The sequence below is a fragment of the Streptomyces sp. NPDC007907 genome (assembly GCF_042959365.1).
Taxonomy (GTDB): domain Bacteria; phylum Actinomycetota; class Actinomycetes; order Streptomycetales; family Streptomycetaceae; genus Streptomyces; species Streptomyces indiaensis.
In genome coordinates this window covers 535,112-561,631 of the sequence record NZ_JBIBKR010000002.1, presented here as the reverse complement: position 1 = coordinate 561,631, position 26,520 = coordinate 535,112, and the positions used below count along the sequence as shown (strand labels likewise).

At 73.1% G+C, this 26,520-nt stretch carries 21 protein-coding genes and 1 pseudogene; 5 read left to right on the top strand and 17 right to left on the bottom strand.

Features of this window, described 5'->3' with window-relative positions:
* The first annotated feature begins 202 nt into the window (after window positions 1-202).
* On the top strand, window positions 203-1,342 hold the full coding sequence (locus tag ACFZDI_RS08550; RefSeq protein WP_234848280.1) for an aminoglycoside phosphotransferase family protein: 1,140 nt from the start codon (window positions 203-205) through the stop codon (window positions 1,340-1,342).
* 70 nt (window positions 1,343-1,412) lie between these two features.
* Here the strand turns inward: ACFZDI_RS08550 and ACFZDI_RS08545 are convergent, their stop codons facing one another.
* The 8 genes and pseudogenes from ACFZDI_RS08545 to ACFZDI_RS08510 form a co-directional block, all read right to left on the bottom strand.
* The gene (locus tag ACFZDI_RS08545) at window positions 1,413-1,910 is read right to left on the bottom strand and encodes a hypothetical protein (RefSeq protein ID WP_234848281.1); all 498 of its coding nucleotides are present in this window, start codon (window positions 1,908-1,910) and stop codon (window positions 1,413-1,415) included.
* Window positions 1,911-2,076: 166 nt separating this feature from the next.
* Window positions 2,077-2,791, bottom strand: a pseudogene (locus tag ACFZDI_RS08540) (CGNR zinc finger domain-containing protein); the annotation flags it as partial.
* A gap of 40 nt (window positions 2,792-2,831) precedes the next feature.
* Complete coding sequence (locus ACFZDI_RS08535; RefSeq protein WP_391248749.1) at window positions 2,832-3,728, bottom strand: universal stress protein; 897 nt, start codon at window positions 3,726-3,728, stop codon at window positions 2,832-2,834.
* Between the two features lie 160 nt (window positions 3,729-3,888).
* Window positions 3,889-4,131, bottom strand: coding sequence for a DUF397 domain-containing protein (locus ACFZDI_RS08530; protein WP_234848283.1), 243 nt, complete (start codon window positions 4,129-4,131; stop codon window positions 3,889-3,891).
* Window positions 4,132-4,213: 82 nt separating this feature from the next.
* Window positions 4,214-5,380 (bottom strand): thiolase domain-containing protein, encoded by a 1,167-nt coding sequence (locus tag ACFZDI_RS08525; RefSeq protein ID WP_391248747.1) that lies wholly within the window; start codon window positions 5,378-5,380, stop codon window positions 4,214-4,216.
* Window positions 5,377-6,441, bottom strand: coding sequence for a thiolase domain-containing protein (locus tag ACFZDI_RS08520; RefSeq protein ID WP_391248745.1), 1,065 nt, complete (start codon window positions 6,439-6,441; stop codon window positions 5,377-5,379). Before ACFZDI_RS08520 ends, ACFZDI_RS08525 begins: the two co-directional genes overlap by 4 nt.
* Window positions 6,438-7,379 (bottom strand): OB-fold domain-containing protein, encoded by a 942-nt coding sequence (locus tag ACFZDI_RS08515; protein WP_391248743.1) that lies wholly within the window; start codon window positions 7,377-7,379, stop codon window positions 6,438-6,440. Before ACFZDI_RS08515 ends, ACFZDI_RS08520 begins: the two co-directional genes overlap by 4 nt.
* A gap of 119 nt (window positions 7,380-7,498) precedes the next feature.
* Window positions 7,499-8,299, bottom strand: coding sequence for a crotonase/enoyl-CoA hydratase family protein (locus ACFZDI_RS08510; protein WP_391248741.1), 801 nt, complete (start codon window positions 8,297-8,299; stop codon window positions 7,499-7,501).
* A gap of 175 nt (window positions 8,300-8,474) precedes the next feature.
* On the opposite strand from ACFZDI_RS08510, the gene ACFZDI_RS08505 reads away from it, so the two are divergent.
* Both ACFZDI_RS08505 and ACFZDI_RS08500 read left to right on the top strand, forming a co-directional pair.
* On the top strand, window positions 8,475-10,094 hold the full coding sequence (locus ACFZDI_RS08505) for an AMP-binding protein (protein WP_391248739.1): 1,620 nt from the start codon (window positions 8,475-8,477) through the stop codon (window positions 10,092-10,094).
* Between the two features lie 116 nt (window positions 10,095-10,210).
* Window positions 10,211-12,019, top strand: coding sequence for a sulfatase (locus ACFZDI_RS08500; protein WP_391248737.1), 1,809 nt, complete (start codon window positions 10,211-10,213; stop codon window positions 12,017-12,019).
* Here ACFZDI_RS08500 and ACFZDI_RS08495 read toward each other — a convergent pair.
* From ACFZDI_RS08495 to ACFZDI_RS08475, 5 genes are all read right to left on the bottom strand, one after another.
* Window positions 11,991-12,527, bottom strand: coding sequence for an alpha/beta fold hydrolase (locus ACFZDI_RS08495; RefSeq protein ID WP_391249509.1), 537 nt, complete (start codon window positions 12,525-12,527; stop codon window positions 11,991-11,993). The two genes, ACFZDI_RS08500 and ACFZDI_RS08495, sit on opposite strands and share 29 nt — an antisense overlap.
* Before the next feature lie 247 nt (window positions 12,528-12,774).
* Complete coding sequence (locus ACFZDI_RS08490; RefSeq protein WP_391248736.1) at window positions 12,775-13,608, bottom strand: alpha/beta fold hydrolase; 834 nt, start codon at window positions 13,606-13,608, stop codon at window positions 12,775-12,777.
* 62 nt (window positions 13,609-13,670) lie between these two features.
* A complete protein-coding gene (locus tag ACFZDI_RS08485; RefSeq protein WP_391248734.1) occupies window positions 13,671-15,173 on the bottom strand; it encodes a fatty acyl-CoA synthetase in 1,503 nt (500 codons plus the stop codon).
* Window positions 15,174-15,290: 117 nt separating this feature from the next.
* Window positions 15,291-16,841, bottom strand: a complete 1,551-nt coding sequence (locus ACFZDI_RS08480; RefSeq protein ID WP_234850267.1) for an acyl-CoA synthetase — start codon at window positions 16,839-16,841, stop codon at window positions 15,291-15,293.
* Complete coding sequence (locus ACFZDI_RS08475) at window positions 16,838-17,950, bottom strand: nitronate monooxygenase (RefSeq protein WP_391248730.1); 1,113 nt, start codon at window positions 17,948-17,950, stop codon at window positions 16,838-16,840. Before ACFZDI_RS08475 ends, ACFZDI_RS08480 begins: the two co-directional genes overlap by 4 nt.
* 159 nt (window positions 17,951-18,109) lie before the next feature.
* Here ACFZDI_RS08475 and ACFZDI_RS08470 point away from each other — a divergent pair, with 159 nt between their 5' ends.
* The gene (locus tag ACFZDI_RS08470; protein ID WP_391248728.1) at window positions 18,110-19,891 is read left to right on the top strand and encodes a serine hydrolase; all 1,782 of its coding nucleotides are present in this window, start codon (window positions 18,110-18,112) and stop codon (window positions 19,889-19,891) included.
* A 4-nt stretch (window positions 19,892-19,895) separates the two neighbouring features.
* Here the strand turns inward: ACFZDI_RS08470 and ACFZDI_RS08465 are convergent, their stop codons facing one another.
* The 3 genes from ACFZDI_RS08465 to ACFZDI_RS08455 form a co-directional block, all read right to left on the bottom strand.
* Window positions 19,896-21,473, bottom strand: a complete 1,578-nt coding sequence (locus ACFZDI_RS08465) for an FAD-dependent oxidoreductase (RefSeq protein ID WP_391248726.1) — start codon at window positions 21,471-21,473, stop codon at window positions 19,896-19,898.
* Window positions 21,474-21,534: 61 nt separating this feature from the next.
* Complete coding sequence (locus ACFZDI_RS08460) at window positions 21,535-23,760, bottom strand: tetratricopeptide repeat protein (RefSeq protein ID WP_391248724.1); 2,226 nt, start codon at window positions 23,758-23,760, stop codon at window positions 21,535-21,537.
* A gap of 61 nt (window positions 23,761-23,821) precedes the next feature.
* Window positions 23,822-24,604 carry an oxygenase MpaB family protein gene (locus ACFZDI_RS08455; RefSeq protein ID WP_391249507.1) on the bottom strand — a complete coding sequence of 261 codons (783 nt, stop codon included), beginning with the start codon at window positions 24,602-24,604 and terminating at the stop codon, window positions 23,822-23,824.
* Window positions 24,605-24,899: 295 nt separating this feature from the next.
* Here ACFZDI_RS08455 and ACFZDI_RS08450 point away from each other — a divergent pair, with 295 nt between their 5' ends.
* Window positions 24,900-25,502, top strand: coding sequence for a 3'-5' exonuclease (locus ACFZDI_RS08450; RefSeq protein ID WP_234846204.1), 603 nt, complete (start codon window positions 24,900-24,902; stop codon window positions 25,500-25,502).
* A 60-nt stretch (window positions 25,503-25,562) separates the two neighbouring features.
* Here the strand turns inward: ACFZDI_RS08450 and ACFZDI_RS08445 are convergent, their stop codons facing one another.
* Window positions 25,563-26,438, bottom strand: a complete 876-nt coding sequence (locus ACFZDI_RS08445) for a universal stress protein (RefSeq protein ID WP_391249505.1) — start codon at window positions 26,436-26,438, stop codon at window positions 25,563-25,565.
* Window positions 26,439-26,520: the final 82 nt, after the last annotated feature.

Sequence of the window (26,520 nt, the reverse complement as noted above, 5' to 3'; positions counted from 1 at the left end):
CAGTAGCCCGGGGAGACTTGCCGGGCGACTATTCGCCAGGGTTCGCCAGGGTGCGCCAGATGGTGTGCCATGGGCCATCCGGTGTCAGGTAGGAACGCGCCACCCCGCCCCGGTCACCAGGGGCACTCCCCAGGGTCCTCCCGGGTGTCCGGGCCGGGTGGTGCGCTGTCGTCGCAGGCACACGAAGGGATCTGTTTCGCCCATGTACGCAGCATCATCTTCCGTGTCCGCACCGCCCCGGTCGCTGCACCCGCGTCCCACGGACAGCGGCCCCTACCTCGCCCCCGCGCGGCCGGCGGCTCCCGTGCTCGGTGCGGGGCGGGCTCGGCGCGGCGCGGTCCTCGGCACCCAACCGCTCAGCGGGAGACTCGACTTGTCCGGCCCCCAGGGCGCGCAGCTGCGCACGGCGATCGCGTCCGTGCACCGTATCTGTCCGGAGTTCGCCCCGGTGCAGGTGCTGCGCCGCACCGGACGGTCCGTGCTCCTGGTCGGCACGACCGGTCGCAGCACGGCTGTCGCCAAGTGCTTACTGGACCACTCGCCGGCCTGGTCCGAGCGGATCCGCCACGAGATAGCTGCGTACCGCTCGTTCGTCCGGCACCGCCCACCCGTGCGGGCGCCGAGACTGATCGCGGCGGACCCGGACAACTGCACCCTGGTGATCGAGCGGATGCCGGGCCGGGTGGCGGCCCTCCAGCGGCACCCGGCGGAGGCACCGCCCCGGGCGGACATCAGAGCGGCACTCGGCGCGATCTGCCGGCTGAACGCCTGGCGGCCCCCGGCGGGTACGTTCGACGCCCCGCTCGACTACGCGGCGCGGATCTCCCGGTACCACGAGCTGGGCCTGCTCACCGACCGGGACCTGGGCGACCTGCAGAAACTGCTGCACGGGATCGCGCAGGCCTCCGGACGGCAGGGCATGGGCCAGTTCTGCCACGGCGACGCCCTGCTGTCGAACATGCTCCTGTCACCGGCCGGTCCAGTGCTGGTGGACTGGGAGCACGCGGGCTGGTACCTGCCGGGTTACGACCTGGCGACCCTGTGGTCGGTGCTCGGGGACGCACCGGTCGCCCGTCGCCAGATCAGCCAGATCGCGCAGTCGGCGGGGACTGCGTCCAGGGACGCCTTCCTGGTGAACCTGATGCTGGTGCTGACGCGTGAGATCCGCACCTACGAGACGGCCGTGCAGCGTTCGATGCACGATCCGGCCCCGGCGGCACCGGGCACGGCCCACCCGGGTGCTGCGCCGACCGGCGAGGAGCAGAGGCTGCTGCTGCGGCGGTTGCACGACGACTGCCAGTTGGCCCGGCGCGCCGTGCGCGCGGCGGTCGGCACTCGCTGACGGGGACGAAGGGGCCGTTGCCCACCTGGTTCAGGTGGGCAACGGCCCCTTCGTGTGCGGTCGGCCGGGCTCAGCCCTGCTGGAAGAGTTCCGCGGGGAGCGGCTTGAGAAGGGCGTAGAGGTCGTCCGTGATGGGGCGGTCCCAGGCGGCGATGGTCACCAGGACGTTGTCGCTGCGGTCGAACTGCACGCAGGAGATCCGGCTCTCGGAGAGCTTGACGCGGCGCACGATCAGCAGGTTGTCGCCCTGCATCACCGGGGCGTCCTCGGTGCCGACGACGGTGACCTCCTCGTCGTTCTCCAGTGCCAGCAGCAGCTGGGCCACCTCGAAGGGGACCTCTCCCTCGGGGACCTCACGGGCCGGGGAGCCCTCCGGAAGATTGCCGATGATCATCGCGGGGCCCCGGCCGCCGAACAGGTCGTAGCGCAGGAAGACACCCTGGCAGGTGCCGTCGGGCGCGGGCAGCAGTCCCGCCCCCAGGTTGCCGGGCCAGTCACCCGGGTCCATGGCCAGTACGTCGAAGTCGGGCCCGGCGGGAGTGGCGCTGCGGCGGCGGAGGAACGACATGTCGCCCATGGTACGTGCCCCGGCCTGCGAAGCGCGGGCCGAGGAGCCGTGTGGACATCATGCGCCGGGTGTGGTGGCGGGTCACCAGCGCGGCGCCGGTCCGTCCAGGCGGTCGCCTCGTGCCGGGTGGGGTGACGGCCCCCGCGCCGTGCCGGTCCGTCCAGGCGGTCGCCTTGTGCCGCTGGTGGTGGCGGGCCACCCGGGCACGGTTGCCGCAGGACGGCTTGCACCACTCCTGGCGCGGGTGCTCCTTGAGGAAGTACCGCCCGCAGCGCGGCGCGTGGCAGGCCCGCAGCCGGTCGCGTTCGGAGCTCGGCAGGAACGCGATCACGGCGTGGACGAGGGCCGCGGTCAGGTCGTCGCCGGCACCGACGGGCCGTCGGCGCACGTTCGGTCCGGCGCCCGCGGGCCAGTCCAGGACCGGCACGGTGGGGGTTCGGGCGGCGGCCTCGTTCAGGTGCCGCACCGCTTCCGGCAGGGGCAGGAGCCGGGCCGCGTCCGCGGGGCTCGGCTCGCCGGGGCGCACGGCCCGGGCGAAGAGCGCGCGAACGGCGGCCCGCAGCTCACGCACGGCTGAGTTGCCCGGCGTCTGCGGTGAACGCGCCCCAGTCACCGTCGGCGGGCCGCCGTGCCGCGCCCCAGTCACCGTCGGCCTGCCGCCGTGCCGCGGCACCGTCGCCGTCGGCCGGCCGCCGTGCTGCGCCCCGGTCGTCGGACGGGTAGCCGCCGACGCTCGGCAGGTCGTCGCGGTGGGCCCGGACCCACGCGGTCAGGCCTGCCGCGTCGGTCAGGTCGTCGGCGACGCCGCCGTTGCCGTCGTGGCGGATGGAGAGGGCCAGGTCCAGGGCGAGCCGGGCGTCTCCGCTGATCGGTTCCCGCATGCGCCTGATGATAGGCCCGGCCGTATCCATTACCGCGGGGTCAGATCTCCGAGGGCGACGGCGGCACGACGGCGACCGGGCTCACGGCGTGCAGCAGGACGGCGTGGGTGATCGAGCCCATCATGCGCACGGGTGACAGCAGACGCCGCTGGTGGCGCCCCACGACGACGAGATCGGCGTCCAGGGAGGCCGCGACGAGGTGACCCGCCGCGTCGCCCGCCGACGGCAGAAGCTCGACCGGGACCTCCGGGTGCCGCTCGCGGTAGGGGGCGAGGAAGCCGTCGGCGAGGACCCGGGTCTCGTCCTCGATGACGTCCTGGTCGACGACCGGTGGAGGCATGTCGCCGGGCATCATCCAGGGCTGCGCGGGCCACGGGTAGGCGGCGACCGCCTGGAGCCGGGCGTCGCGCCGGGCGGCCTCGGCGAAGGCGAACCCGAGTGTGGCCTCGTCGGGGCCGTCCGCCTTCAGGCCGACGCCCACCCGCGAGCCGGGACCGCCCGGCGCCTCGCCCTGGGCCTCGCGTCCGGGCCGGGGCACCACGACGACGGGGCATTCGGCGTCCCGGGCGGCGGCCATGCTGGTGGAGCCGAGCAGCAGGCTGGCGAAGCCGCCGCGTCCGCGGGAGCCGAGCACCAGCAGTTGCGCGCCGGCTCCCAGTCCGGGCAGGACGGCGGCGGCCGCGCCCTCCACGCCGACGTACTCCGTGTCCGGCTGATCGGGGCGCCCCGCCAGGTGGGCGCGGACCCGGTCGAGAACGGGGTCGTCCTGCGGGTCCGCCTGCAGGAGCACGTCGGACCGTGCCCAGTGGGCGTGCTGGCGGACGTGCACCACCCGCAGGGGTGCCGCGCGCCGGCGGGCGGCGTCGACGGCCCACTCCAGGGCGCGCAGGCTGTCGTCCGAACCGTCGACCGCCGCGAGGACGGGCAGGGTGCTCATGGGTTCCTCACCTCCGGGATCCGACCGTCCCCTCCCGGGGCCAGCCTGACTCAGGCGGCGGCTCCGGGAAGATGCCTCCGGTCGCGTGTCCGGAAACGGGGGCGGAACACCCCCGGATCGGCCGTCGGGTCGCGGCCGTCCGGAACGGTTCGTCCCGTCGTCAGGTGAGGTCGAACTCCCCTTCCCGCGCTCCTGACACGAACGCGCCCCATTCGGCGGGGGTGAAGATCAGCGAAGGGCTCTCCGGGCGGGCGCTGTTGCGCATGGCGATGAAGCCCTCCACGAAGGCGATCTGCACATCCCCCCGCCCCCGGCTGCTGGACTGCCACTGTGCGTCCGTGAGGTCAAGCTCCGGCTTGTCCCAGCCTGCGAGCGGGCGCTGCTGGGTGGTGGTCTCGGCCACGTCGGTGCTCCTCCCGATTCGTCGTCCGCGGCCAGCCTAGCGATCGTGTCCCACGGCCAACAGGGCACGTGAGGGGGACCTTTCAGGACTCCGGGGAACGGTCGCCCACGAGCCACATCGAGAAGAACTGCGATCCGCCGCCGTAGGCGTGTCCGAGGACCCGGCGGGCCCCGTCCACCTGGTGTTCTCCGGCCTGCCCCCGCACCTGGAGCGCCGCCTCCGCGAAGCGGATCATGCCGGAGGCCCCGATGGGGTTGGTGGACAGCACACCGCCCGACATGTTGACGGGCAGGTCCCCGTCCAGTTCGGTCACGCCCGCCTCGGTGAGCTTCCAGCCCTCGCCCTCGCCGGCGAAGCCGAGGTTCTCCAGCCACATGGGTTCGTACCAGGAGAACGGCACGTAGATCTCGGCGGCGTCGATCTCACGGCGGGGGTCGGTGATGCCGGCCTGCCGGTAGACGTCGGCCGCGCAGTCCCGGCCGGCCTGCGGGGAGACGAAGTCCTTGCCGGCGAAGAGGGTCGGTTCGCTGCGCATGGCGCCGCCCAGCATCCAGGCGGGTGGGCGTGGGGCCCGGTCGGCACCGGCGCGGTCGGTGAGGATCATGGCGCAGGCGCCGTCGGAGGAGGGGCAGGTCTCCGAGTAGCGGATCGGGTCCCACAGCATCGGCGAGGACATGACCCTGTCGAGGGTGATGTCGTGTTCGTGCAGGTGGGCGTAGGGGTTCTTGAGGGCGTTGCGGCGGTCCTTGTAGGCGACGAGGGCCCCGATGGTCTCGGGTGCGCCGCTGCGGCGCATGTAGGCGCGGATGTGCGGTGCGAAGAAGCCCCCGGCCCCGGCCAGCAGGGGCTGCTGGAAGGGGATGGGCAGGGACAGGCCCCACATGGCGTTCGACTCGGACTGCTTTTCGAAGGCGAGGGTGAGGACCGTGCCGTGGACGCGGGCGGCGACGAGGTTCGCCGCGACGAGCGCGGTGGATCCGCCGACGGAGCCGGCGGTGTGGACGCGGAGCATGGGTTTGCCGACGGCGCCGAGGGCGTCGGCGAGGTAGAGCTCCGGCATCATGACGCCCTCGAAGAAGTCGGGCGCCTTGCCGATCACGACGGCGTCGACGTCGGCCCAGGTCAACTCGGCGTCCTGGAGGGCGCGTCGCGCCGCCTCCCGGACCAGTCCCGCGAGGGAGACGTCCCGGCGTGCCGCGACGTGCCTGGTCTGGCCGATGCCGACGACGGCCACGGGCTCCTTGCTCATCGGGGTTCCCCTTCGAGTACGGCGACCAGGTTCTGCTGGAGGCAGGGGCCGGACGTGGCGTGGGCGAGGGCGCGGTCGGACGCGCCGCGGTGGATGCGGGCGGCGGCCTCGCCGATGCGGATGAGACCGGCGGCCATGATCGGGTGGGCGGCGAGCGCTCCCCCGGAGGGGTTGACGTGCACGTCCTCGCCCAGCCGGAGGGCCTTGCGCAGGACGATCTCCTGCGCGGTGAAGGGCGCGTGCAGTTCCGCGGTGTCGACGGGCCGCTCGAACGCTCCGGCGCGCTCGGCGGCGAGGCGGGCGGACGGTGAGTCGGTCAGGTCGCGCACCCCGAGGCCGTGGGCCTCGATGCGGTGGTCGATGCCGCGGATCCAGGCGGGGCGCGCGCACAGTTCCCGGGCCCGGTCCCCCGCCGCGAGGAGCACGGCGGCGGCCCCGTCGCCGATGGGCGGGCAGTCGCCGGTGCGCAGGGGCTGGACGAGGTAGCCGCCCTGCGGCACGGGGCCGCGCAGCTGGGCGTGCGGGTTGGTGGTCGCCGCCGCGCGGTTGCGGGAGGCGATGGCGGCGAGGGCGGGCTCGTCGGCGCTGCCCGCGTCGATGAGGGCCTGCGCCTGGAGGGCGGCGAGGGCCACGGAGTCGGGCCACAGGGGTGCCACGTAGTAGGGGTCGAGCTGGCGGGTGAGGACGTCGCGGACCGAGCCGGGCGAGGACTTGCCGTACGCGTAGACGAGGGCGGTGTCGGCGTCCCCGGTGAGGAGTTTCGTCCAGGCCTCGTACAGGGCCCAGGCGCCGTCCATCTCGACGTGCGACTCGGAGATCGGCGGCCAGGCGCCGACGCCGTCGAGGGCGAGGGTGAAGGAGAAGGCGCGGCCGGCGAGGTAGTCGCTGGAGCCGGAGCAGGTGAAGTCGATGTCGGCGGTCTTCAGACCGGTCCGGTCGAGGACCTCGTGCAGTACCGGCATCAGCATCTCGACCTCGGAGAGGTCGTCGCTGGTGCGCCGGTGGTCGGTCTGGGCGAAAGCGACGACGGCGATCTCGCGTTCCCGCGGTGCGCTCGTCACAGCAGCTCCTTGTAGGTGTCGTAGTCCGCGTCGGGTTCGCCCGTGGGCCGGTAGTGGTCGGGGTAGCGGGCTCCCTCGGTCCACACGGGCTCGACCCGCAGCCCCATGCGGACCTCGTCGTAGGGGATGCCGCCGATCCGGCCGTGCAGGGCGAGGCCGGCGCCGTCGAGGGCGATGTGGGCGTAGACGTAAGGCACCTCGATGTCGAGGTTCTTCGCCTTGATGTTGACGATGCAGAACGTCGTGACGGTGCCGCGCGGGCCCACCTCGACCTGCTCGGACGTGGCCACGCCGCAGGTGGGGCACGCGCCCCTCGGCGGGACGTACACCTTGCGGCAGGACGGGCAGCGCTCACCGACGGTCCGCCGGCCGGAGAGGGCGTTGATGTAGGCGGTCTGGGCGCGGCCGGGCGAGTAGGTGTAGTCGAGGCGCGCCTCGGCGACGATGCCGGTGACGGGGTCCTCGAACTCTCCGGTGTGGCCCGCCGGTTCGGCCCGGTGGCCGTCGTGGGGCTCGAAGCAGGCGATGTCGGTGATGGCGCCGGTGCGTTCGTCCGCCCAGCGGATGCGGACCGGCATGCCGGTGCGGACGGCCGTGGGGCCGGGGGCGTCGAGGGCGTGCAGGAGGGCGGTGTCGGCGCCGTCGAGGCGGACCAGGACCCAGGCGAAGGGGGTGGTGAGGGGCTGGCCGCGGCGGGGGGCGGGGTTCCAGGCCCAGGTGGTGACCGTGCCGGTGGGGGCGACCTCGACGAGGTCCCGGAGTTCGTCCGCGGTGACGGGGTCGTACTCGACGGGCGGGACGAGGACCCGGTCGTCGCGGGTGCGGACGCCGAGGACGACGCGTTCGCGCAGGCCGGTCAGGAAGGCGCTCTGGACGGGCCCGAGGGAGCGGGTGAAGGGGAATTCGACGACGAGCGGCGCCTTGAGAACTGCGGACATCGAGGGCCTGCCTCCTTCGAGATCGGCGTGCACGGGGCGCGCCCCCTCAGGGGCGCGGGGAACTGCGCGCTCGGCCACCGACGCCCCGCGGCTTTGGACCTGCTAGGGCCGGCGCGGCGTCACGCGCGCTTGTAGACGGGTGGTCGCTTCTCCGCGAAGGCGCGGGCGCCCTCCTTGGCGTCGGCGGTGTCGAAGACGGGCCAGCCGCGGGTGAGTTCGGCGGCGAGGCCGTCGGACTCGGTCATCTCGGCGCTCTCGTACACGGAGGCCTTGACGGCTTCCACGGCCAGCGGGCCGCAGGTGTTGATCTGTTCGGCGATCTCCAGCGCCCTGTCGCGTGCCGTGCCGTCGGGGACGACGTGGCCGATCAGGCCGATGGCGAGGGCCTCGCGGGCGCTGTAGGGGCGGCCGGTGAGGAGCATCTCCAGGGCGTGGGTGCGCGGGATCTGGCGTGGCAGGCGGACGGTGGAGCCGCCGATGGGGAACAGGCCGCGCCGCACTTCGAACAGGCCGAAGGTGGCGGACTCGGCGGCGACGCGGATGTCGGTGCCCTGGAGCATCTCGGTGCCGCCCGCGACGCAGTGCCCCTCGACGGCGGCGATGACCGGCTTGCGTGGGCGGTGGTGGCGCAGCATCGCCTTCCAGTGCAGTTCCGGATCGGCCTTGAGCCGGTCCCGGTACTCCTCGCCCGCCATGCCGTTCCCGGCGAGCGCCTTGAGGTCCATGCCGGAGCAGAACGAGCCGCCCGCGCCGGTGAGGACGATCGAGCGGACCGAGTCGTCCGCGTCGGCCTCCAGCCACCCGTCGTGGAGGCCGACGAGCATCGGCAGCGAGAGCGCGTTCCTGGCTTCGGGCCTGTTGAGCGTGAGCACCAGTGTGGCGCCTTCGCGCTGCACGGTGAGGTGTTCCATCCCGCCCATGGCGAACTCCCCTCTCAAGGAACGAGAACAGGTTGCAGTAGTGCGGGAGGCACTTCAAGGGTTTTCTGACAGACAGTCAGATTCTTTCGCGTGGACCCTTCACAGTTGGACCGCCCTTTGCTCTGATGACCGGCGAACCGTCCGATGCCAGGCACGCCCGGGGTCAGGAGGAGCGGTGGAGTACAACCTTGCCGACCTGTTCGAGTCGGTCGTCGACGTCGTGCCCGGCCGTGAGGCGCTGGTGTACGCCGACCACCCCGGCACGGGCGCCGAGCGCCGCCTGACCTACTCCGAGCTGGACGCCGCGGCCAACCGTGTCGGTCACCATCTGCTCGACAGCGGGATACGCCCCGGGGAGCACCTGGGGCTCCACCTCTACAACGGCGTGGAGTACCTGCAGACCGTGCTCGGATGTCTGAAGGCGCGGATCGTGCCGGTCAATGTCAACTACCGGTACGTCGAAGAGGAGTTGGTGTACCTCTACCGGGACGCCGATCTGACGGCGCTGGTCTTCGACGCCGAGTTCACGGACCGGGTGGCGGCGGCGCGGCCGCGGGCGGAGAAGCTGCGGCAGCTGATCCGGGTGGGTGCGCCCGCGCCGGGGGCCGCGGAACTGCCCTGTGTGGAGTTCACGCAGGTGGAGTCGGCGGGAGCGGCCGGGCGGGGTTTCCCGGCCCGCTCGGGCGACGACCAGTTCATCATCTACACCGGCGGTACGACCGGGATGCCCAAGGGCGTGATGTGGCGGCAGGAGGATCTGTTCTTCGCGGGGCTCGGCGGGGGCGCCCCGACCGGGGAGCCGGTGAAGAAGCCGGAGGAACTCGCCGAGCGGGTCGCGGCCGGCGGGACGGGGATCACGTTCTTCCCGACGGCGCCGCTGATGCACGGCACGTCCACCCTCACGGCGTTCATCGGCTTCAACTTCGGGCAGCGGGTCGTGATCCACCGCAAGTTCGTGCCCGAGGAGGTGCTGCGGACCGTGGAGAAGGAGAGGGTCAGCAGCATCTCGCTGGTGGGGGACGCCATGCTGCGGCCGCTGGTCGATGCGCTGAGCGGGCCGCTGCGGGACATCGACCGCTCGTCGCTGTTCAGCGTGTCGTCGTCCGGCGCGATCATGTCGGACACGGTGCGCCGGCAGTTCCGGGAGCTGGTGCCGAACGCCGTGCTGCTGAACAACTTCGGCTCGTCGGAGTCGGGCTTCAACGGAACGGCGACCGAGGACTCCGGGCCCGAGCGGGGCTTCCGGGTGCGGGTCAACTCCCGTACCCAGGTGGTCGACCCGGTCACGTACACGCCGGTGGCACCCGGCGAGGTGGGCCGGATCGCGCAGTGCGGACACGTGCCGCTCGGCTACTACAACGACCCGGTCAAGACCGCCGCGACCTTCTTCGTCAGGGACGGCGTGCGGTGGGTGCTGCTCGGCGACATGGCCACCGTCGACGAGGACGGCGTGGTCACCGTCCTCGGCCGTGGCTCGCAGTGCATCAACACCGGCGGCGAGAAGGTGTATCCGGAGGAGGTCGAGCAGGCCCTCAAGTCCCACCCCGACGTCTACGACGCGCTGGTGGCCGGGGTGCCGGACCCGCAGTGGGGCCACCACGTGGCGGCCGTGGTGCAGTTGCGCCGGGGCGCGGCGCGGCCGTCGCTGGAGGACATCCGGACGCACTGCCGCGACCGGCTGGCCGGCTACAAGATCCCGCGCCAGCTGGTGATCACCGAGTCGATCCGGCGGTCGCCGAGCGGCAAGGCGGACTACCGGTGGGCGCGGGAGGTGGCGGTGACGGCGGACGGGTGATTCTCCGGGCGGGACATTGAACCTAAGGTGACGTGCGGACGTACTGGTGGTGGCAGACGGGCCCACGCGGGCTCTGTCCGGCATGCCATCGCAAGACCGCACGGAAGGACCACCGGGTGTCGCTCTTCACTCGCTCCCGTCAGCTTTCGGACGACACGGCCGAGGGCGGGGCGAAACCCGATGGAGACACCGGCACGCCGGATCCGGCGGACAGCACCGCCACCGACGACGCCCCTGAGAACGCCGTCCCGGCACAGCAGCCCCCGGCGACGAAGCCCGGCTGGTTCGGCTGGCGGCACCGCTACCCCCGCACGGCGCGGGGCGTCTCCCTCGGCACGACCGTGCTGGCCGGAGCCCTGGTGCTGTTCGCGCTGCTGGTGCCGAACCGCATCGAGCGCATCGAGTTCGCGTCGTTCGTGCGCATCCCCGCCGAGGGCGTGCTGCTGGCGGGCCTGCTGCTCGCCCTGCCGCCGAAACCCCGCCGGATCACGTCGGTGGTCGCGGGCGCCTTCCTCGGGCTGCTCACGGTCCTGAAGTTCGTCGACATGGGCTTCTACCAGATCCTGGCCCGGCCGTTCGACCTGGTCCTGGACTGGATCCTGATCCAGAACGGCACGGACTTCCTGAGGGAGACGTTCGGGCGCACCGGCCAGGTGCTGGCCGTGGCCGGGGTGATCGTGCTGTTCGTCGCGCTGCTCGTGCTCACCACCCTGGCGGTGGTGCGGCTGACGAACCTGATGGTCCGGCACCGGCCGGTCGCCGGCCGCACGATCCTGATCCTCGGCACGGCGTGGATCACCTGCATGACGCTGGGCGTGCAGATCGGCACCGTGCCCGTCGCCACCAAGGGCAACGCCGAGTTCGTGGGCAACCGCGTGGACCAGGTGCGCGCGGGGCTGCGCGACGCCCGGGTCTTCGAGAAGCAGGCCGCGGTGGACGCCTTCGCGAACACACCGCCCGATCAGTTGCTCACCGGACTGCGCGGCAAGGACGTGCTGTTCACGTTCATCGAGAGCTACGGCCGGGTCGCGATCGACGACCCGGCGATGGCCGAGCAGACCGACGCCGTGCTTAAGGAGGGCACCGGCAGGCTGAAGGCGGCCGGTTTCGAGTCGCGCAGCGGCTGGCTGCAGTCGCCGGTGACGGGCGCGGGCAGCTGGCTCGCCCACTCGACGTTCCTGTCCGGACTGTGGATCAAGAACCAGCAGCGGTACCGCAGTCTGACCACGAGCGACCGCATGACGCTGACGAAGTACTTCGGCAAGACCGGTGCCTGGCGGACCGTCGGCATCGTGCCGGGGGTGCGCCGCGCCTGGCCGGAGGGGAAGTTCTTCGGCCTGGACCACATCTACGACTCCGAGCACCTCGGCTACCACGGGCCCTACTTCAGCTGGACGCCCGTGCCCGACCAGTTCAGCATGGAGGCCTTCCAGCGCCTGGAGCACGGCAGGAAGGACCGCGAGCCGATCATGGCCGAGATCATCCTGGCCTCCAGCCACAACCCCTGGTCGCCCATCGCCCACATGATCGACTGGGAGGACCTCGGCGACGGCTCGGTGTTCCACCGGATCAAGAAGGAGGGCACCGACCCCACCGAGGTCTGGAAGGACCCGGAGAAGGTGCGCGCCGAGTACCGCAAGGCCATCGAGTACTCGATCCGCAGCCTGACCGAGTGGGTCGAGCGCTACGGCGACGACGACACGGTGCTGGTGTTCCTCGGCGACCACCAGCCGGTGCCGACCGTCCTCGCCGGGGACACCGGCAGGGACGTGCCGGTGACGATCGTCGCTCACGACAAGAAGGTCCTGGACCGGGTCGCCGACTGGGGCTGGACGGACGGGCTCAAGCCGGCCGAGGACGCGCCCCGGTGGGGCATGAACCGGTTCCGCGACCGCTTCATGACGGCGTACGGTCCGCAGGGCTGAGGAACTCCTCGACGGCCGCGAGGAACTCCCGCGGCCGGGTCTCGTGCACGAGGTGCCCGGCGTCCACGGCGATGTGCCGGGCGTCGGGCAGCAGCCCGGCGAGCGCGGCGATCTGCTCCGGCGGGATCGGGCTGCTCGGTCCTCCACCGATCAGCAGCGTGGGCATGGTGATCCGCCCCATGTGGTGCCACCCCACGGGGTTCGGGGCATTGCGCTGTTCATCGGTGGCGAGGATCATCGCCCAGTCGTACGGCAGATCCCCGCCGGGCCGTTGGGCGGGTGGGCGGGGGGTGTCCAGCGGGAAGGGCTCGGGCACGTCCTCCAGGACGAGTCGCCGTACGAGCGCCGGGCTGTGCTGGGCGAGCAGGCAGGCGACGGCGCCGCCCAGTGAGTGGCCCACGACGTCGGCCCGGTCGATGCCCAGCGCCCCGAGGAGGGCATGGATGTCGTCGCGCATGGTCTCGTACGCATGGCCGCCGAGCCGGTCGCTGCGGCCGTGCCCGCGCAGGTCGGGGCGTACACCCGGCGGGGTGCGGCGGCCAGGGCGGGGGCGATCTCCGCCCGGTCGGCGCCGTCGGCCCCGCGGGCGTGCAGGAGCACCAGGGGCGGCGCGTCCCGCGGCCCCTGGACGCGGTAGACCTGGGTGATGCCTTTCGCCCGTACGGTACGCAGTGGTGTGTCCATGCCGGGCACGGCAGGCGCGGGCGCTGCCGGCCCGGGGGTGCTCAGCCGACAGCTGAAGCCGTGGGCGGAGGTCAGGCGAAGAAGGCGGACATACGCCGGGTGAACCACTGCGGGTCGTCGAGCCAGGGGTAGTGTCCGGCGCCCGGCTGCACCACGAACTCGGCCTTCGGGAAGACGTCGGCGACGCGGCGGGCCAGGGCAGGTGCCGGGCCGCCGTCGGCTCCACCGGCCAGGACGAGCACGGGGGCCGTCACCCGGGCCAGCGCGCTCCGGGTCGCCTCCGGGTCGTAGGCGCCCTCGGCACCGTAGACGTCCGCCGCGGCATCGTTGGTCTCGGCTTCCTCGCGGTCGGCGTGGGCCCGGGCGGTGTCGTCCCAACGGCCGTAGAAGAACGGGAGGAAGACCGGGTCGAAGTCTCCCGTGCCGTCGAGCCAGGCCTCGAACGCCGGGAAGGCGTCCGCGAACCAGGGTTCCGAGGCCCGCATCCGGGCGGCCGCCAGCCGGTCCTCGGCCGTCGCCGGCCGGCCCAGCGCCCATGGAGTGGCGGTGACCAGCGCCAGCCGCCCCACCCGTCGTGGATACCGCGCCGCGTACAGCAGGGCGAGACTCCCGCCCGCCGAGTGCGCCACCACGTCCATCCGTTCCAGGCCCAGATGCCGTCGCAGCGCCTCGACGTCGTCCACGAGCCGGTCACAGCGGTACGTCGCCGGATCCGCCGGTGTCCCGGACTCCCCCGTGCCCCGCAGGTCGAGCAGGACCAACTGCCGGTGGGCGTCCAGACCGCCCAGGGTGCCCAGGTAGGAGGAGGCCCGCATGGGCCCGCCGGGCAGCACGACGAGGGGTTCGCCCTCGCCGCGCAGGTGGAAGGCGAGTCGGGTCCCGTCCGGGGCACGGAAGATCGGCATGCCGTCGATCCTGGGGCCCGGGGCCGGTCCGGCACAACCGGGATTCCCGGCCCGTGCGCGTGCTAGCCGTGCCCGAGGTCGTCGCGCAGTTGCCGCTTGAGGATCTTCCCGCTGGCGTTGCGCGGGAGTTCCGTCACGAACACCACCCGCTTCGGTGCCTTGAAGGGGGCCAGGTGCTCGCGGACGTGGGCGATCAGTTCCGCCTCGGAGACGTCGCCGCGGGGGACGACGACGGCCGTCACCGCCTCGATCCAGCGCTCGTCCGGCAGGCCCACGACCGCGGCCTCGGCCACCCGCGGGTGGGTGTACAGCGCGTCCTCGACCTGGCGTGAGGCGATGACGACGCCACCGGAGTTGATGACGTCCTTCACCCGGTCGACGATCGTGTAGTAGCCGTGCGCGTCGCGGACCGCGAGGTCACCGGAGCGGAACCAGCCGTCGCGGAAGGCCGCCGCGGTCTCCTCGGGCTTGTCCCAGTAGCCCTCGCACAGTTGGGGAGAGCGGTAGACGATCTCGCCGGGGGTGCCGTCGGGTACGTCCTTGCCGTCCTCGTCGACCACGCGGGCGTCCACGAACAGGACGGGCCGGCCGCAGGAGTCCATGCGGCCCTTGTGTTCGCCGGGCGCGAGCACCATGGCCAGCGGACCGATCTCGCTCTGGCCGAAGCAGTTGTAGAAGGCCAGCTCCGGCAGGCGCTCGCGGAGGCGTTCGAGGACCGGGACCGGCATGATCGACGCACCGTAGTAGGCCTTGCGCAGTCCGCCGAGATCGCGGGTGGCGAAGTCGGGGCGGTGGGACAGGGCGATCCAGACGGTGGGCGGCGCGAACAGGCTGTCCGCGCGGCCCGATTCGATCAGGTCGAAGAGCCGGTCGCCGTCCGGCGCGTCGAGGATGATGTTCGTCGCGCCGACGGCGAGGCAGGGCAGCAGGAACACATGCATCTGCGCCGAGTGGTAGAGCGGCAGGGAGTGCACGGGGCGGTCCCCCGCGCTGAGGTCGAGGGCGGTGATCGCGCTGAGGTACTCGTGCACCAGGGCCCGGTGCGTCATCATCGCGCCCTTGGGCAGGGCGGTCGTCCCGGAGGTGTACAGCAGTTGCACGAGGTCGTCGCCGCGCGGCTCGGGGCCGTCGTGGGCCGGTGCCCCGGGCAGCCGTGCGAGCAAGGAGTCGTCGGCGTCGCGCAGGGGCAACGTCCGTACGCCGCCCGGCAGTCGACCGGCGAGGTCGGGGTCGGTGAGGACCAGGGCGCATCCGGACTGGCCGAGGATGTACGCGAGGTCGTCGCCGGTCAGGTTCTGGTTGACGGGCACGTGCACCAGACCCGCCCGGGCGCAGGCCAGGAAGGCGATGAGATAGGCGTCGGAGTTGTGGCCGTAGGCGCCGACCCGGTCCCCGGGCTTCAGTCCCTCACCAAGCAGGACGCTCGCCGCCCGGGAGACGGCGGTGTCGAGTTCGTCGTACGTCCAGGTCCGCTCGGCGTACTCCACGGCGACGCGCGCCGGTGTGCGGCGGGCGCTGCGCCGCAGGACTCCGTCGACCGTGCTGCCATGTCCGGGCGTCGTCATGACACATGATCCTCGGTTCACCGCCCGGGGAGGTCAAGGACCCCCGGGCGGGCGGGGACGGGACCGCTCCGGTCCGGGCGCGGGCGGCCCCCGCGCCGGCGGCGGTGGGGCGCGGGCTCACACCGGCCGGGTCCGGCCCTCCCAGTACGGCTCCCGCAGCCTCCGCTTGTAGAGCTTGCCGTTGGGGTCGCGGGGCATCTCGGTGATGAAGTCGACGCTCCTGGGCCGTTTGTACCCGGCGAGCCGGTGGGCGCAGTGGTCGAGGAGGTCGGCCGCGAGGGCGGGCCCGGGCCGGTGCCCGGGGGCCGGTTCCACGACCGCCTTGACCTCTTCGCCCCAGTCGTCGTGCGGGATGCCGAAGACGGCGGCGTCCGCGACGGCCGGGTGTGCGAGCAGGGCCGATTCGATCTCGGCCGGGTAGATGTTGACCCCGCCGGAGATGATCAGGTCGATCTTGCGGTCGCGCAGGAAGAGGTAGCCGTCCTCGTCGAGGTGTCCGAGGTCACCGACGGTGAAGAAGTCACCGATGCGGTTCTTGCGGGTCTTGGCCTCGTCCTTGTGGTACGAGAAACCGCCGGTGTTCATCTTCATGTAGACGGTGCCCAGTTCACCGGGCGGCAGCCGGTTGCCGTCGTCGTCGAAGACCGCGAGTTCGCTGATGGGCCAGGCCTTGCCGACGGTGCCGGGCTTCTTCAGCCAGTCCTCGGCGGTGGCGAAGGCGCCGCCGCCCTCACTGGCCGCGTAGTACTCCTCCACACAGGGGCCCCACCAGTCGAGCATGGCCCGCTTCACGTGGTCCGGGCAGGGGGCGGCGCCGTGAATGGCGTGCCGCATGGAGGAGACGTCGTAGCGGTCCTTCACCTCGTCGGGCAGGGCCAGCAGGCGGTGGAACTGGGTGGGGACCATATGGGTGTGGGTGCAGCGGTGGGCGTCGATGAGCCGGAGCATCTCCTGGGGCGTCCACTTGTCCATGAGGACCAGCCGGTGGCCGATGTGCAGGGACGCGCCGGCGAACTGCAGGACGGCCGTGTGGTAGAGCGGTGAGCACACGAGGTGCACGTTGTCGTCGAACGGCCGGATGCCGAAGATGCCGAGGAAGCCGCCGAGGTAGGCCTCCTCCGGTGGCTTGCCGGGCAGCGGGCGGCGGATGCCGCGGGGGCGGCCGGTGGTGCCCGAGGTGTAGTTCATGACCCAGCCGAGCGTGCGGTCGGCGGGCGCCGACTCCGGTTGCCCGCCCAGGAGTTCGGCGTACGGACGGAAGCCCTCGGCCGTGCCGACGGCGTACCGGTGGGTGCCCGGCAGGCCGGCCTCGTCGGCGGCGGCGCGGGCCGCGTCGGCGAAGCGCTCGTGGGCGAGGAGCACCTTGGCGCCGGAGTCGGAGACGATCCAGGCGATCTCCGGTCCGACCAGATGGTGGTTGACGGGAACCAGGTAGAAGCCGGCCTGGCTGGCGGCGAGGTACGCGGTGAGGAACTCGACGCCGTTGGGCAGGACCACGGCGAAGGTGTCGCCCCGTTCCAGTCCGGCCGCGCGCAGGCCGTGCACGAGCCGGTTGGCGGCGGCGTGCAGGCGTCCGGCGGTCCATGGTTCGCCGTCGGGTGCGACGAGAACCGTACGGCGGGGATCCTCGGTGGCCTGGGCCCAGAAGCCCACGGGGGGTGTGCTCACGACGGTCCGCTCCTTCCGGCGACGCGGTTGACGCGGTCCACGGCCTCCTCGAAGCCGCGGGTGAGGTCGTCGAAGACGGCCTGGACGCTGCGTTCTCTGTTCATCCGGCCGACGATCTGCCCGACCGGGGTGCCGAGCAGCGCGTCGATCTCGTACTTCTGGATGCGTGAGACGGCCTCGGCGACCAGCAGTCCCTGCAGGGGCATGGGCAGGGTGCCGGGCCCGGCCGGGTCGTCCCAGGCGTCGGTCCACTCGGTGCGCAACTGGCGTGCGGGCTTGCCGGTCAGCGCCCGGGAGCGCACGGTGTCGCCGGATCCGGCCGCGAGCAGTTTGCGGGTCAGGGCGGGTGAGCCGAGGTCCGCTTCCGTGGTGGTCAGCCATAGGGACCCCAGCCACACCCCTTGGGCGCCGAGGGCGAGCGCGGCGGCCACCTGCTGCCCGCTGCCGATGCCGCCGGCGGCCAGCACGGGCAAGGGGGCCACGGCGTCGACGACTTCGGGGGTGAGCACCATGGAGGCGATCTCGCCGGTGTGGCCGCCCGCCTCGTAGCCCTGCGCCACGACGACGTCGATCCCGGCGTCCCGGTGCTTCTCGGCGTGCCGGGCACTGCCGGCGAGGGCGGCGACGAGGACGTCCCGGTCGTGGGCGCGGGCGACGACGTCGGCGGGCGGGGAGCCGAGGGCGTTGGCGAGGAGCCGGATCGGATAGTCGAAGGCGACGTCCAGCTGGCTGCGGGCGACCTGCTCCATCCAGCCGGTGATGCGCCAGCCGGACGCCTCGTCCTGGGCGAGTTCGGGGACGCCGTGCCGGGCGAGGGTGTCGCGGACGAACTGCCGGTGCCCCTCAGGAATCATCGCCTCGACGTCCGCCTCGGTGACGCCCTCGACCTTCTTCGCCGGCATCACGACGTCCAGCCCGTACGGCCTGCCGCCGACGTGTGCCTCGATCCAGTCCAGGTCGCGTTTGAGTTCGTCGGGGGCGGTGTAGCGGACCGCGCCGAGCACGCCGAAGCCGCCCGCCCGGCTGATGGCCGCGGCGACGGCGGGGAACGGTGTGAAGCCGAAGACGGCGTGCTCGATTCCCAGGGTCTGGCTCAGCTCCGTCTGCATGGGCGCAGGATGCCGGAGTCCTCCGGAGGACGGAAGGGGTTTCCTGATGCTCCGTCAGATTGTTGCCCCGGTCGGCCCCCGCGTGCGGTCTATGGGCGAAGGCGTGCGGCGGACATACTGCGGGGGACATGCGAGTCGGCAGAGGCGAAGGGGTACGCGGTGACCGACGAAGCGGCGAACAGCGGACCGACCCGGCGTCAACTGGGCAGAGCGGGACTGGCCCTGGGCGGTGCGCTGGCCCTCGCCCCGCTGCCCGCCGGACCTGCCGAGGCCGCCCCGGCGGCGGCCGGCCGCCGCCCCGTCCTGCGGCACGGCTCCGCCGCACGCGCCGGGCTGCTCCCCTCCCACCTGCGCCGGCTCGTCACCGACGCGGAGGCGTTCCTCGGCCCCTCCCCCAGGCATCCCTGGTACGCGGGCGCCGTCCTGCTCGCCGGCCGCGGCGGCACCGTCGCACTGCACCGGCCCATCGGCATGGCGGTGCGCTACCGGGCCTACGACGAGAAGACCGACACCGGGGTCGAGTTCCCGCCGGACGAACAGATCCCGATGGCCGAGGACACGGTGTTCGACCTGGCGTCGGTGTCGAAGCTGTTCACCTCGATCCTGGCCGTGCAGCAGATCGAGCGGGGCGCGCTGGAACTGGAGGGCAAGGTCGCCTCCTACCTGCCGGATTTCGCACGCGCGGGCAAGCAGGACATCACGATCCGTCAGCTCCTCACCCACACCTCGGGGTTCCGCGCGTGGATCCCGCTGTACAGTGCGCCCACCCACGAGGACAAGCTCCAGCTCATCTGGAACGAGAAGCCGGTCAGCGCGCCCGGCACGGCGTACCTGTACTCGGACCTGAACCTCATCTCGCTGCAACTCGTGCTGGAACGGATCACCGGCCGCGCCCTGGACACCCTGCTGCGCGACGAGATCACCGGGCCGCTCGGCCTGCGCCGCACCCGGTACAACCCGCCCGCGTCCTGGCGGCCGAAGATCGCGGCCACGGAGGACGCACGCGCACCGTGGTCCGGGCTCGACCGCGGTCTGGTGTGGGGCGAGGTGCACGACGAGAACGCCTTCAGCCTGGGCGGCGCCGCCGGCCACGCGGGCGTCTTCTCCGACGCCTGGGACCTCGCCGTCCTCGGCCGCACGCTGCTCAACGGCGGTGCCTACGGACGAGCCCGGATCCTGCGACCGGAGTCGGTGGAGCGGATGTTCACCGACTTCAACACCGCCTTCCCCGGGGACGAGCACGGCCTCGGCTTCGAGCTCTACCAGCACTGGTACATGGGCGCGATGGCCACACCGCGCACGGCCGGGCACACCGGTTTCACGGGGACCTCGCTGGTACTCGACCCGACGACCGACTCGTTCCTCATCGTCCTCGGCAACTCCGTCCACCCGGTGCGGAGTTGGCGTTTCGGGTCGGCGCCCCGGGTCGCCGCGGCCAACACCATGGCGCGGGCCGTACCGGTCCGGCCCGCGCGGGGCCGCACGGCCTGGTTCTCCGGTATGGCCCTCTCCACGACGGCGACGCTCACGCTCCCCGCGCTCGACACGTCCGCCGGCCGGGCGCGGCTGCGCTGCGCGCTGTGGTGGGACACCGAGCCGACGGCCGACGCGCTGGCCCTGGAGGCCTCGGCCGACGGGGGCACGAACTGGCTGCCCGTGCCCTTCACGACGTCCCGCCGCGGCCAGGCGCCGAAGCAGCACCCGTCGGGCTCGGTCACCGGCTTCTCCGGCCGCGTCTGGCACGGGCTCACCGCCGGCCTCCCGGCCGCACCGGAGCTCGTCCTGCGCTGGCGGTACGCGACGGACCGGCTGTACGTCGGGCGCGGATGCTTCGTGGACGGTCTGCGGGTGGAGAGCGCCGGGGACGTCCTGTTCGACGAGCGGCGCCCGTCGGACGCGGCGCGCCTGAAGGCGGTGGGATGGACGCCCGAGGCCGACTGACCGGTCACCCTCCGGTGTTCTCCAGCACGGCCATCGCCGCGTTGTGGCCCGGCACGCCGCTCACCCCGCCCCCGCGCACCGCGCCCGCCCCGCACAGCAGTACGTTCGCGTGCCCGGTCTCCACGCCCCAGCGGCCGGTGCCCTCCTGGGCGTAGGGCCAGCTCAGCTCACGGTGGAAGATGTTGCCGCCGGGCAGGCCGAGGTCCCGCTCCAGGTCCAGCGGCGTCCGGGCCTCGATGCAGGGGCGCCCGTCGGCGTCGGTGGCCAGGCAGTCGGCCAGGGGCTCGGCCAGGTGGGCGTCGAGCTGGGCGAGGGTGGACTTCAGCAGGTCCTCGCGCACGGCGTCGTTGTCCCGCTCGAACAGGCGGGCCGGGGTGTGCAGACCGAAGAGGGTGAGCGTCTGGTAGCCCCGCTCGGCCAGGCCGGGACCGAGGATGGTCGGGTCGGTGAGGGAGTGGCAGTAGATCTCGGAGGGCGGCGCGGCGGGCAGGTGACCGGCGGCCGCCTGGGCGTGGGCGACGGCCAGTTGCTCGTATCCCTCCGCGATGTGGAAGGTGCCGGCGAAGGCCTCGCGCGGGTCGACGGCGCTGTCGCGCAGCCGCGGCAGCCGTTCGAGCAGCATGTTGACCTTCAGCTGGGCGCCCTCGGCCGGCGCGGGAGGCCGGTCGCCGGTCAGGTCCGCCAGGGCCTGCGGTGAGGCGTTCACCAGGACGTGCCGGGCGGCGACGGTGCCTTCTCCCTCCGCCGTGCGGTACGTGACCTGGGCCGTCCGGCCGTCTGTGGCGACGCGCAGGGCCTCGTGGCCGGTCGCCAGGACCGCGCCCGCCGCGCGTGCCGCGTCCGCGAGGGCATCCGTGAGGGCCCCCATGCCGCCGACCGGTACGTCCCAGTCGCCGGTGCCGCCGCCGATCACGTGGTAGAGGAAGCAGCGGTTCTGCTTCAGTGAGGGGTCGTGGGCGTCGGCGAAGGTCCCGATGAGCGCGTCGGTGAGGACGACGCCGCGCACCAGGTCGTCGTCGAAGTGCTCCTCCACGGCGGCACCGATCGGCTCCTCGAACAGCATCCGCCAGGTGTCCTCGTCGTCGAGGCGGCGGCGCAGCTCGTCGCGCGCGGGCAGCGGCTCGGTGAGGGTCGGGAAGATCCGCTGGGCGGCGCGGCCCGTTCTGCCGTAGAACTCCTGCCAGGACCGGTACGCGCGGTCGGAGCCGGTGAGCCGGGCGAACGCCTCGCGGGTACGCCGTTCCCCGCCGCCGACGAGGAGCCCGGTGGCGCGGCCGTCGCGTTCGACGGGTGTGTAGGAGGACACGGTGCGGGTGCGGACCCGGAAGTCCAGTCCGAGGTCCCGGACGATCTTCTTCGGCAGCAGGCTGACCAGGTACGAGTAGCGGGACAGCCGGGCGTCGACCCCGGCGAAGGGCCGGGTGGACACCGCCGCGCCGCCCGTGTGGTCCAGCCGCTCCAGGACCAGCACGGAGCGGCCTGCCCGGGCCAGGTAGGCGGCGGCGACCAGGCCGTTGTGGCCACCGCCGACGATGACGGCGTCGTACGTCCGATTGGTGCGGGGTCCCTCGGGTGCGGTCATGGTTCTTCGTAACACGGGGTGATCCGGATCGGCCAGACGGCGCCCGCCCGTCCCGCCGGGGTCAGCGTCCGGCCGCGGCCCGCTGCTCCCGCAGGGCGGCGACTCTCCGGTACAGCGCCATGGCCTCGGTGCCGCGGCCGAGCTGTTCGAGGCAGTGGGCCTCGTCGTTGCGGCTGGTGAGGGTGTCGGGGTGGCCGGGGCCGAGGACGCGTTCGCGGGCGGCGGCCACGTGCCGGTACGCGGCGAGCGCGTCGGGCCAGCGGCCCAGCCAGCCGAGGCCGACGGCGACCTCGCGGCGGCTGACCAGGGTGTCGGGGTGGTCGGGGCCGAGGACCTGCTCACGGAGCCAGGCCACGTCGCGGGACTCGGCGAGGGCCTCCTCCCAGCGGCCGAGCCGGCCGAGGTTGACGCAGCGGCCGTGGCGGGCGCGCAGCGTCTCCGGGTGGGTGGCGCCCTGGCTGCGGGTGCGGTCCGCGACCAGGTCGGTGTAGAGGTCGAGGGCTTCGGTGCCGCGGCCCAGGCGGCCCAGGCTGATGCCGGTCTCGTGCCGGGCGGCGAGCGTGTCGGGGTGGTCCGGGCCGAGGGCGCGGCCACGGGCCTCGGCGACGTCGCGGTAGATCTCCAGGGCCTCGGACCAACGGCCCAGCTGCCCGAGGGTGTAGGCGACTTCGTACCGGGTGACGAGCGTGTCGGGGTGGTCCGGGCCGAGCACGCGGGCACGGGCGGCGGCCACCTCGCGGGCCATCCGGTACGAGTCCTCCAGGCGGCCGAGACGGCTGAGGTTGAAGGCGAGGTTGTGGCGGCAGCGCAGGGTGTCGGGGTGGTCGGGGCCCATGAGGTGCTCGCGGGCGGTGAGCACGGCCGTGTAGACGCGGTGGGCGTCGAAGGGGCGGCCCAGCTGGCCGAGCACGTACGCCATCTCCTGGCGGGCGGCGAGGGTGTCGGGGTGATCGGCGCCGAGGGTGCGGATCCTGGCCCCGGTGACGTGCTTGTACTCGCGCAGGGCGTCCGCGGCGCGGCCGGTGCGGCTGAGCGTGAAGGCGACCTCGTAGCGGCTGGCGAGGGTGTCGGGGTGGTCGGGCCCGAGGAGGTGTTCGCGTTCGGCGGCGACGGCCCGGTGCACCTCGCCCGCCTCCGTCCAGCGGCCGAGCCGGCCGAGGCTCAGGCCCGCGTTGTGCCGCCCGGCCAGGGCGGTCAGGACCTCGGTGGGCGGGGCGGGCCGCTCGGCGGGGACGGGCTCGACGACGGGGCCGGTGGCGGGCCGTGCGATCCACTCGCCGGACAGTCCCGAGGCGGGGTCCGGCGGTGCGGTGCGCAGTGCCGTGCCGGTCGCCTTGCGGCCGGTGGTCATGCCCCGCGTCCAGGACGGCAGCCGGGCCGCGCCGGCGGGCACGCCGGGTGCCGGGCGGGCCGCCGCGGCGGGCGCGTACGCCGGAGCGGCCCGGTGGGCGCTGATCCGCCGGGCCAGCTCGCGGGCGTCGCCGGGGCGTTGCCCGGGCTCCTTGGCGAGCAGGTCGAGGATGATCCGCTCCAGATGTTCCGGCAGGTCGGCGCGGTGCTCGCGCGGCGGGCGGGGCGGGGTGTCGCGGTGGCCGACGAGGATCGCCCAGGCGTCGCCGAGGTCGAACGGCGGTACGCCGGTGGCGATCTCGTACAGCACGCAGCCGAACGAGTACAGGTCGCTGCGCTGGTCGACCTCGGTGCCGCCGATCTGCTCCGGGGACATGTAGTGCGGGGTGCCCATGGCGATGCCGGTGCCGGTCAGCCGCGAGGTGAAGCCGATGTCGTGGCCGAGCCGGGCTATGCCGAAGTCGCAGATCTTCACGGTGCCGTCACCGAGCCGCACGATGTTGGCCGGCTTCAGGTCCCGGTGCACGATGCCCTGTTCGTGGCAGTAGGCGAGGGCGGCGGCGACCTGCTCGGCGATCTCCTCGACCTCCGCGACCGGCAGCGGGTGCTGCTTGTTGTCCTCCAGGAGCTGGCTGAGGTTGCGGCCGTCCAGCAGCTCCATCACGAGGTGGAGGACGCCGTCGGACTCGCCGAAGTCGTGCACGACCGTGATGCCCCGGTGCTGCAGCGCGGCAGCCACCCGGGCCTCGCGGCGGAACCGCTCCCGGAGCACCCGGGTGAAGGCGTGGTCGTGGTTCGGGCCCAGCGGTTTGAGGCACTTGACGGCGACGTGCCGGCCCAGGGACTCGTCCCGTGCCCGCCACACCTCGCCCATGCCGCCGCGCCCGATCAGATCGAGCAGCCGGTACCGGCCCTGGATGAGCCTGCTGTCCCCCATCTCGCGCGACGCTCCCCCCGGTAGCTGTCCGCCCGCCCCTCGGCCCACCCAGTATGGCGGCCTATCGTCCGAGTTTGTACGGTGCCGGACGCGCGTCGGGGCCGAGCCTCGCCATGGCCCGCAGAATGTGTTTGGGCGGGAGTTGCCAGCGCGCACGTGCGGGAATGCCGCGCAGCAGGAGGCCCGCGAGGCGCAGTCGGCGGGTGACGGTGGCGGGCGCGGGGGCGGGTCTGCCGTACAACTCGTGGGCGTACGGCGGCAGGGAGGCGTACGCCAATTGCGCCACGCGCCGCCACAGCACTTCGCGCGCCGGTACGAGGAGGGGGTGCGTCGGCGGGCGGAGCAGGAAGTCGTCCACTGCGCGTGCCTCGGGTCCCGCGGCCAGGTCGGGGCGCACCTTCTCGAAGTAGGCGGCCATCTCGGCCCGGTCGCCGGGTGCGGCGTCGGGGTCGAGGCCCACCAGGCGTGCGCTCTGCCGGTGTTCGGCGATGTACCGGTCGGCCTCGGCGTCGGTGAGGCGCAATCCGGAGCGGCGCGCGACGTGCAGGTACGAGTCGATCTCGGCGCAGTGCACCCACAGCAGCAGGGCGGGTTCGTCGAGGGCGTAGCGCTCGCCGGTGTCCGGGTCGGTCGCACTCAGCGTGCGGTGGATCCTCCGGACGCGGGCACCGGCGCGTTCGGCCTCCTCGGTGGTGCCGTACGTCGTCGTTCCCACGAAACTCGCGGTGCGCATCAGCCTGCCCCAGGCGTCGCGCCGGAAGTCGGAGTTCTGTATGACGCCGCGTACGGCGCGCGGATGCAGGGCTTGGAGGTGGAGCGCCCGGACGCCCGCGATCCACATCATGGGGTCGCTGTGGAGCTGCCAGGTCACCGATTCCGGACCGAACAGTCCGGGGTCCGCGCCGTTCACGCGCCTCACCTCCGCCCGGCGCACACGATGGCACAGCTCGAACAGCGGGTCGAGAGGCTCTTGTCGGCACCCCGGCGTCCGTCATGGCACCCGGGCGTCCGCCACCTCTGCGGCGCACGTCCCCGCAGGTCGCCGTGCTGATCCCGGACGCGTACGCGGGCGCCGCACCCGGCACGTCGCCGGTCGGCCGGGAGTAGCCTGACGGCAGCCGGCGCCCCAGGGAGACGCATTGCGTACGTTCGTCGTGTTCGACCTCGAGTTCACGTCGTGGCAGGGGGCGCTGGAGCAGGACTGGGGGGCACCGGGGCAGTTGCGCGAGATCGTGCAGATCGGGGCCCTGCGGCTGCGCGAGGACTTCTCCGTCGCCGAGGAGTTCGAGGCGCTGGTGCGGCCCGTGGCCAACCCGCGGCTGTCGGCGTACTTCACCGAACTGACTGGCATCGACCAGGAGCGCGTGGACCGCGAAGGGCGTCCCCCGGCCGAGGCGCTCGGCGATTTCCTGGGATTCTGCCGGGGGCAGTCCGTCCTCTCCCACGGGAACGACATGATCGTGCTCGGGGAGAACCTCGGCTGGGCGCGCGCCCGTGGCGAAGAGGTCGGGAACGGCTTCCTGGGCGCCCACTTCCTCGACATCCGCCCCTGGCTGAACTCCCTCGCGCCACGGACGGAGGCGGTGAACGTCGGCCGCCTGTGGCAGGTGCTCGGCCTGGCCCGGCCGGGGGGCGGGCAGGAGCACTCGGCGCTCTTCGACTGCCGTTCCCTCGCCGCCGCCATCGAGCACCTGTGCGGCGCCGGCGCCGCTCTGCCCGAGGGATGTCTGCGGCACTCCTGAGGGGCGTCGCGCGTGCGGGCGTTCTCACCGGTCCGTGAGAGCCACGCGGCGCGTCCTCCCTCAGGCGAGCGGCTCCCGTGAGAGCCCTTGCGGCACCACGGCGACCGGACACGCTGCGTGGTGCAGCAGCGTGTGGGCCACCATGCCCAGCTGGAGCCCGAAGCGGCCCTGGCGGCGTCGTGCTCCGACGACGACCAGGTCGGCCGCGGCCGAGCGGTGCACGAGGACCTTGCGGGCCGGGCCCTCGAGCGCGGTGCGATGCACCCGGACAGCGGGGTGCTCGGCCGTGGCGGCGCCGAGCAGCTCCTCCAGCTCCGCATGGGCCCGCTCCTCGTGCTCCCGCTCGGACTCGTCGGGGGTCGCGTGCGCGGCGCGGCGCCATGTCCGGACCGCGTCCAGGACACCGCCTCGGACCTCGGCCTCACGGAAGGCGAAACGCACGGCTTCTGCGCTGGTGGAGGGCCCGCCGACGCCGAGGAGGATCCGCTGGTGGGTGCCGGCCAGGCCGGCCTTGTCGCCGCGGACCACCACGACCGGGCAGTGGGCGCGTGCCGCGACGGTCAGACCGACGGAACCCAGCAGGAGTCCCTTCAGTTCGCCGCGGCCGCGCGAGCCGGTGATCAGCGCGGTGGCGTTGTCGCCCGCGCGCAGGAGGGCGTCCGTCGCGTCGGTGAGGAGGACGTCGGTGGACACCTTGACGTCGGGGCCGCGCCGCAGGGCGCGTTCGGCGGCGGAGGCGACGATGTGATCGGCGCTCACCTGCCCGGCGGGGCGGTCCAGGCCGACCGACGGGGTGCGGCCCTCGTACCGTTCCCACAGGGAGCCGTGGACCAGTCGCAGAGGGAGCCTGTGGCGGGCCGCCTCGTCCACCGCCCAGTCGATCGCCGGCAGACATCCGTCGGATCCGTCGACACCCACCACCAGGGGAAGTTCCATCGTCATCGTTCCCACCGCCATCGGTCACGGCATGGTGCGATCCGCTCTCACGGTCGCATCCGGGGCGGCCCGGCGGGAGGGG